Source organism: Flavobacterium sp. (genome assembly GCF_049240005.1).
Taxonomy (GTDB): Bacteria; Bacteroidota; Bacteroidia; order Flavobacteriales; family Flavobacteriaceae; genus Flavobacterium.
In genome coordinates this window covers 1-7,379 of sequence record NZ_JBMLTK010000089.1, presented here as the reverse complement: position 1 = coordinate 7,379, position 7,379 = coordinate 1, and the positions used below count along the sequence as shown (strand labels likewise).

Genomic DNA, 7,379 nt, shown 5'->3' with positions numbered 1-7,379 from the left:
TTATAAACCGGAGAAACTACTGATAATTTCATTAAGCTTCTTTTTTAAAAGTTTGATCCCACTTGCTGCGATCTAAAACGCTATAAGCTGGTCTTTTTGCTGGCGTTGGAAAATCGGAAGTTGGAATTGGCGTTACTGCAACTTTCAGCTCTGCCTCTTCAAAGATCTGAATAGCAAACGAATACCAAGTCATTTCTTTGTTTCCACAGAAGTGATAGATACCGAAAGGTGCCGCTTTTTGATTTTTTGCGTTTACTATAGTCAATAATGCCTGCGCTAAGTCGATTGCATGCGTCGGGCAGCCTCTTTGATCGTTTACCACGGAAACAGCTCCGCGTTCTTTGCCTAGACGCAGCATGGTTTTCTTAAAATTGTGTCCGTAATCGGAATACACCCAAGAAGTTCGAACAATATAAAAGGGTTCCAAAATTTCCTGAATTCGCTGCTCTCCGGCTAGTTTACTTTGTCCGTAAACACCTAAAGGATTTACCGCGTCGGTTTCTTGATACGGCGTGTTCTTAGCTCCGTCGAAAACAAAATCGGTTGAAACGTGTATAAGTGAAGTATTGAATTTTTTACAAGCCAATGCTAAATAAGCAACCGCGGTTTCGTTTATTAGAAAGGCGCGTTCGGGCTCCGCTTCTGCTTTATCGACAGCTGTGTATGCCGCCGCATTGATACAAAAATGCGGTTTGACTTCCGAAAAAACACTTTCGATTTGCGATTCGTTCGTTATATCTAAATCGCTTGAACTACAAAATGTAAATTGGAATTCGGGAAATTTAGGCGCAAGTTCTTGTAAACACTGTCCAAGCTGTCCGTTTGCGCCCGTTACCAAGACTTTCATACCGGCAAAGCGTCTTTTAAAGGAGGAAGGTTTTGATCTTTCTCTGAAATAATTAATTCGGCATGCGAAATTTTCCAATCAATAGCCAAATCTGGATCGTTGAAAAAAATACCGCCTTCACTAGCTTTATTGTAATAATTATCGCATTTATAGAAGAAAACTGCCGTTTCAGATAATACCACAAATCCGTGTGCAAAACCGCGCGGAACGAAAAACTGTTTCTGGTTTTCTGCGGAAAGCAAAACGGTTTCAACTTTACCGTAGGTTGGCGAATTGGGTCGTAAATCAACCGCCACATCTAAAACTTCGCCCTGTAAAACGCGTACCAGTTTTGCCTGAGCATGCTCGCCGCGTTGGTAATGCAAGCCGCGAATAACGCCACGAGTGGAAAACGATTGGTTGTCTTGCACAAAATCGACCTCATGACCTACCGCTTCGGCGAATTTCCTTTTGTTGAAGCTCTCCATAAAATAGCCTCGACCGTCGGGTATAACCGTGGGTACTAGAACGAAACAGCCTTTTAAAGTCGTTTCTATAGCTTTCATCCGTTGATAATTTCAATTAAATGTTTTCCATACCCACTTTTCAATAAGGGTTGTGCCAGTGCTTCGAGCTGCTGCGCGTCGATGTATCCCATTTTGAAAGCAGCTTCTTCAATAGAACCAATTTTCAAACCTTGTCGTTCTTCAATTACCTGAACAAACTGCGACGCTTGCATCAGCGAATTAAACGTTCCGGTGTCAAACCAAGCGGTTCCGCGATCAAGAATGCTCACTTGTAATTTTCCTTGTTGCAAGTAGGCTTTATTGACATCTGTAATCTCGATTTCACCGCGAGCACTTGGCTTGATATTCGAGGCTATTTCTACAACTTGATTATCGTAGAAATAAATTCCAGGAACGGCAAAATTCGACTTTGGAACAGCTGGCTTCTCCTCGATAGAAAGCACTTTTCCTTGCTTGTCGAATTCTACAACACCATAGCGTTCAGGATCTTGTACGTGATAAGCATAGATGATTCCACCGTTTGGATTATTGTTTGCTTGTAATAAATCGGCAAGTCCTGTTCCGTAAAAGATATTATCTCCTAAAACCAAAGCCACTTTATCGCTTCCAATAAAATCTTTGCCAATTATGAAAGCCTCGGCCAAACCATTAGGATGTTCTTGAACGGCGTACTCAAACCGACAACCCAAGCGCTTTCCGTCACCTAAAAGCTGGCGAAACAAAGGCAAATCGTGTGGTGTAGAAATGATTAAAATTTCGCGAATACCAGACCACATTAGTGTTGACAACGGATAGTAGATCATCGGTTTGTCGTAAATCGGCATAAGCTGTTTACTTACTGCCAATGTAAGCGGATGTAGACGCGTTCCGGATCCTCCAGCTAGTATGATTCCTTTCATAACTATTTTCTTTCCGCTAGAAAACGGGCTTTATTTTTTGCAAGAAACGTAGAGAGCAATCCAAACATTAAGAATCCTATTATTCCTACCAAAGGCAAGACTAAAAAGTAGGATCCGTTCAAGGAAGATGTCGATTTGATATTCGGCGTTATACTCACAACTTTAGCGATCTTATCATTAGTCAGTCGCTCTATTTCTCTATTGCCTTGTTCAGTTATTAAAGCGCTTTTCGATAACAAAATTTCGTTGATCTGGCTGTTTTCGTTGATATATACCGCTGAAGCCGAAGTACTTCCTTTCCCAAATGCGTTTAAAATATTGTTCACTTGGTTTAACGTTAGCGTGTTCTCAACAATTTTAGTTTCGTTATTTTGTATCGCTAATTTTTGTATCGCTTTAAAATACGCGCTGTTTTCATACTCGAGCATTAACGGTTCAATAACCTGATTTTTAGAGATTTTTCCAGCGGTGGTTATTGTAATCAAATGATAGGGATAATTCTTAGCTGTGATTTCGTCTTTCAGAACCTTTTCTATGTCGTTGTTTTCCGAAATAAGCTTAAGCATCTCGAAATTATCATTGTTATATTTCACGAACTGATAAACATCGGTAATCGGTTCCATAGAAATGTTTTTCAACTTCTTGCGAGCCACGCCCAACTTTGCAAAGAAAGCGGTGTCGTTTTCTTTGATTTTAGAATTAAGCAACTCCGTTTTCTGATACAGATAATCCGTGCTCATAAAATTTGGCATAACAATCACTAAATGATTGTATTTGCCCGGAAGTGAGTCTAAAAACAAACCGCCACTTAAACACAAAACAAAAACTACCGAAAGTGCAATCCACTTTCTTTTCAAATACATAATTCCTTTATAAATGGAATACGAAAAATTGGAAGCACCTTGATTTAGCTTTTCCTTAATTTGATTCAAATCGATTTCTTGATTTGTGTCGGCCGATTGCTGTTGCATAAACGCTATAAGTTAAATATCTGTTCTAAAATTTTTATCGTAATTAAATAGGTAGGCTTAACACCCGTTGTTCCTAAACCACCCGAAGCTAAAGTACTTCCAGTTTCTAACGGATTATCCGACGCGTAGTACGCATAACGAACTTTTACCTGAGCTGGTATGCTTTTTCGAATTTTGGAAGCCGACTGTATCGCTTTCTGATAATACGCACCTTCCATTTCTAAGCCAATTACACCCCAAGTTGATTTGTGGAAAAACGTCAACAAATCTTTGTTCTGTAATGAGGTTCCCAAAACGGTAACCATCGGACCCGCACAAACGGGAATGTCATATCCGGTTAACATTTTAGCAGTTAACTCGTTTTCAAACGGATAATTGTCGCCCGTACCTTCATTGATATGTGCCGAAGGAATCATAATATCGCCTTTTCCTCCTTCTAAAATACCGGCTTTACCCATAATGGAAACCGATGCTACATTTAAGTGTTGTTTCACACCATCGGGTTGCATAAAAGGTTTCAATAATTCATCGATTGTTTCATAAGCCTGTTCGCCAAACGCATAATCCATCACAATTAAAACCGGACCGTTTTCTTGCGATTTTACCTTTGGAAACGACGTTTTCTTCCAATCGATTTTAGCGGTATCGAAAATCTGAACATCAATATTTGTTCCCGAAGTATCTGGCATCGAAATCATGCCGTTTGCCAATGCCAATTTCTCGACTTTTAAACGCAATTCTTTGGCACCGCTGCTGCTTAACTCCTCAAACAGCTTGAAATCGATGCCTGTTTCCGACTTACTTTTCTGAATTCCGGCGGCGAAAATCGAATTCATTACCGAGTGCATGTTGGCACTAATTATGTGAATTTCGCGATCGAGTAATCCGTTCGCGAATAAAGTCGATTTGATATTGTGTGCCCAAATTTCTCCGTGAATGTGGTGCCCGAGGCGTTCGCGTAAAATCGGGCTGAAGGAAATTGTGCGTTTTTTATTTTCCAAAACTTCTTCCAAAGCCAATTTTCCTAACCAATATACTACGCTCAAAAAGCGGTCGGGCTTTTCGGCACTGCCAAACGAATCGTAAATAGCATTCACTTCCGAAAAACTGCGTCCAAGAATATTTGCCGTATGCGAAACTGCTTTTTCACGTTCAATTAAGGTAAGTTTTTTAGAAGTTTTAACGGCTTGTTCAAGCTTTAACCAATCGCGCGACAACTCGCCTCCATCGTCCAATAAAACGCGATCTTTAATTTTGTGCGATTCGATAAAAATGAACGTTAGGTGCGTTAAAATGTCGTAAATATCCGAACGTCCGCGGGTAATTACCACATTCATTTGCTCTTCGTCTATGCGGTAACAATTGCGTTTACGCTTCGGCGGAACGATCGCGGTAAAATGACTATTGGTATAACCTTCGTCGGAAATTAAGTTGATAAAACGGCACTCTTCAATACCCGTTGGCAGACGCTCGATGACGTAAAGCAAGCCATTTAGCTCCACTTTTTCTTCAGCTATACTTCCGTAAATTTCGGGTCGGAGCGATAAAAGTGCTTCTCTCAACGTTTCCCCTGATACACCCATGGGCTTGTAAAAACCGCGGTTAAAAAGGTGTCGGATGGTAATATATAATCGTTCAATAGCAGCCGACGACTCTTGGGCTCTACTGCGGTGTACATTTCTAATTTCGCTCATGTGCAAAGTTTACTAACCTGCAAATGTAGGTTTTTTCGTTTGTATTCTAGTTGCCTCCGCTTTTGCTATATGGTTAAGTGTGTTGTTTCAATTTCAATACTGTTTTTTCAGATCGCTGACCAAATTGTATTCTTGAGGCAACTGTATGAAGTGAAAATGGTTGCTAAATTTTACGCTTTCGCGGAATGAAAAGTAGTTATACGCTTTCGCGGAAAATGAATCAGAGTAATTTTTATAAGTTTTTGAACGTTACTTACATTTGAGAGATTTATTTGATTTTATTTTTTTGAATTTCAACACTATACATGAGGTAATATTGCAATATTACGTATGTTAAAATCACGCTATTTTGCTGTCGCTTTTTTTAAAAATCAACCAATAAACTCCAATAAATAAAAGATTTACAACAATTTCGTCAGAAAATCTGCAATTTTTCGGTCGTTACTCAATCGCGGTAATTTGTTTTGACCACCTAATTTCCCTTGACTCTTCATGTACTCCTGAAATCCGTTTTTGGGAACCACCGAAATCTTCAGTACCTGTAATACACTACCCGAAATCAAGTCGTCGTAATAGCTGTTTTGCTTACGTAATGCTGTATCTATAGCTAATGCAAACGATTCCAAATCTTCCGGTTCTTGTTCAAATTCAATAAACCACTCGTGATAGGGCAAACCCGAATCTGGAGCAACTTCCGGAGCCACGGTGAACTCACTCACCACAGCTTCCGAATCCGTTAAAGCGGTGCGCAAAGCCTCTTCTACTTCTTTGCCAATAACATGCTCGCCAAATGCCGAGATAAAATGCTTGATGCGGCCCGTAACCACAACGCGATACGGCGAAAGCGATGTAAACCGAATCGTATCGCCAATGTTGTACGCCCACAATCCGGCATTAGTCGATAATATCAAAACGTAATTCACGCCCAGTTCTACCTCACCAATGGTTAGTCGCGGCGGATTTTCTTCAAAAAAGCGATCGGCAGGAATAAACTCGTAAAAAATTCCCGAATTCAATAACAAGAGCATACCTTCCTCTTGCTGCGAATCGGCATAAGCAAAAAAGCCTTCCGATGCAGGGAAAAGCTCTATACTGTTGACTTTCCTCCCAATCAATTGCTCAAATTTCTTACGATACGGCTCGTAATTCACTCCACCGTAAATAAACAAATTGAAGTTTGGAAACAACTCGCCAACTGCTTTACCCGACTTTTCTTGCAAACGCTCAAAGTACATTTGCACCCAACTCGGAATTCCACTTATGATCGACAAATCTTCTTTCATCGTTTCCTCAACAATCGCATCGACCTTGGTTTCCCAATCGTCTATACAATTGGTTTCCCAAGAAGGAAGTCGGTTTTTCTGTAAGTATTTTGGGACATAATGGGCAACAATACCGGAAAGTCGACCCAATTGTATGCCATTTTTCTCTTCTAAAATCGGACTTCCTTGCAGGAAAATCATCTTTCCATCTACAACTTTAGTGTCGCCTGTTTCGTGGATGTAATGCAAAATAGCATCGCGCGCAGCTTGAATGTGAAACGGCATCGATTCGTTGGTTATCGGAATGTACTTTGCGCCTGATGTTGTTCCCGAAGTTTTGGCAAAGTACCGCGGTTTTCCGGGCCAAAGTACGTTGGGTGTTCCGGCAACAACTCGATCAACGTACGGCTTTAAGGCTTCGTAATCTCGAATGGGGACGCGAGCAACAAAATCGGCATGTGAACGGATTTCCGAAAAACCATGATCTTTCCCAAACTGCGTATCCGCTGCGCACCGAATCAGTTTTTCAAAAGTGCGTTGTTGTGTAACAACAGGCTGCGAAGCCCATTTTTTGGTTTTTGCAACCGCTAGTGCTGCAACGTATTTTGATAAAAAAGCTTTAACCGACATAAGGCGCAAGTTACTCGAAGTCATTTAAACTTTTTTGACTGTACCGAAAAATAGCATCTTTTGCTTCAAATCTGTGGCTTTCATCGACGGCTTAGCAACGCTTCCAAGTAAAAAGCAATTGAAGATATTTCAATCCGAAACCGCCGAATTTGGCATAGAAGTCCATTCAAAAATCGATTTTTTTAGTATCGCTGTACAATTGTAAAAGGTTTAAGAATACAAACAGCAAATTTATCTTACTTTTGTAGCGATAAACAATTTGAATTATGATTGCTTCAATGATATTTTTAGGCAGCTTTGGACCAACCGAATGGGTTTTAATTTTAGTGGTTGTTTTGCTGCTTTTCGGAGGAAGAAAAATTCCGGAATTAATGAAAGGTTTAGGTAGCGGAATTAAAGAATTTAAAAACGCTGCTAAAGACGATGCGCCATCAAAGCCCGTTTCGAGCGACCCAATTCAGCCTTCTTCGCCTTTAAACGACGAACCTAAGGTTCACAAAGAATAAACAAAAACCGCCTTTGAGGCGGTTTTTTTGTAGCTATTATTTAACGTGAGTTCGATATAAAAAT

At 40.3% G+C, this 7,379-nt stretch carries 7 protein-coding genes; 1 reads left to right on the top strand and 6 read right to left on the bottom strand.

Going from position 1 to position 7,379, the window contains the following annotated elements; translation table 11 throughout:
* Positions 1-31 precede the first annotated feature (31 nt).
* The 6 genes from rfbD to ACOVQQ_RS09385 form a co-directional block, all read right to left on the bottom strand.
* Positions 32-847, bottom strand: a complete 816-nt coding sequence (gene rfbD, locus ACOVQQ_RS09410; protein WP_421817974.1) for a dTDP-4-dehydrorhamnose reductase — start codon at positions 845-847, stop codon at positions 32-34.
* Complete coding sequence (gene rfbC / locus ACOVQQ_RS09405) at positions 844-1,392, bottom strand: dTDP-4-dehydrorhamnose 3,5-epimerase (protein WP_421817973.1); 549 nt, start codon at positions 1,390-1,392, stop codon at positions 844-846. The genes rfbD and rfbC overlap by 4 nt, the downstream gene beginning before the upstream one ends.
* Complete coding sequence (rfbA, locus tag ACOVQQ_RS09400) at positions 1,389-2,252, bottom strand: glucose-1-phosphate thymidylyltransferase RfbA (protein WP_421817972.1); 864 nt, start codon at positions 2,250-2,252, stop codon at positions 1,389-1,391. The genes rfbC and rfbA overlap by 4 nt, the downstream gene beginning before the upstream one ends.
* A gap of 2 nt (positions 2,253-2,254) precedes the next feature.
* A complete protein-coding gene (locus ACOVQQ_RS09395) occupies positions 2,255-3,223 on the bottom strand; it encodes a hypothetical protein (RefSeq protein WP_421817971.1) in 969 nt (322 codons plus the stop codon).
* A gap of 5 nt (positions 3,224-3,228) precedes the next feature.
* A complete protein-coding gene (locus ACOVQQ_RS09390) occupies positions 3,229-4,917 on the bottom strand; it encodes a DUF6909 family protein (RefSeq protein ID WP_421817970.1) in 1,689 nt (562 codons plus the stop codon).
* A gap of 401 nt (positions 4,918-5,318) precedes the next feature.
* A complete protein-coding gene (locus ACOVQQ_RS09385) occupies positions 5,319-6,809 on the bottom strand; it encodes a GH3 auxin-responsive promoter family protein (protein ID WP_421817975.1) in 1,491 nt (496 codons plus the stop codon).
* Positions 6,810-7,075: 266 nt separating this feature from the next.
* On the opposite strand from ACOVQQ_RS09385, the gene ACOVQQ_RS09380 reads away from it, so the two are divergent.
* Positions 7,076-7,315 carry a twin-arginine translocase TatA/TatE family subunit gene (locus ACOVQQ_RS09380; RefSeq protein ID WP_298146281.1) on the top strand — a complete coding sequence of 80 codons (240 nt, stop codon included), beginning with the start codon at positions 7,076-7,078 and terminating at the stop codon, positions 7,313-7,315.
* The last annotated feature ends 64 nt before the right edge of the window (positions 7,316-7,379 follow it).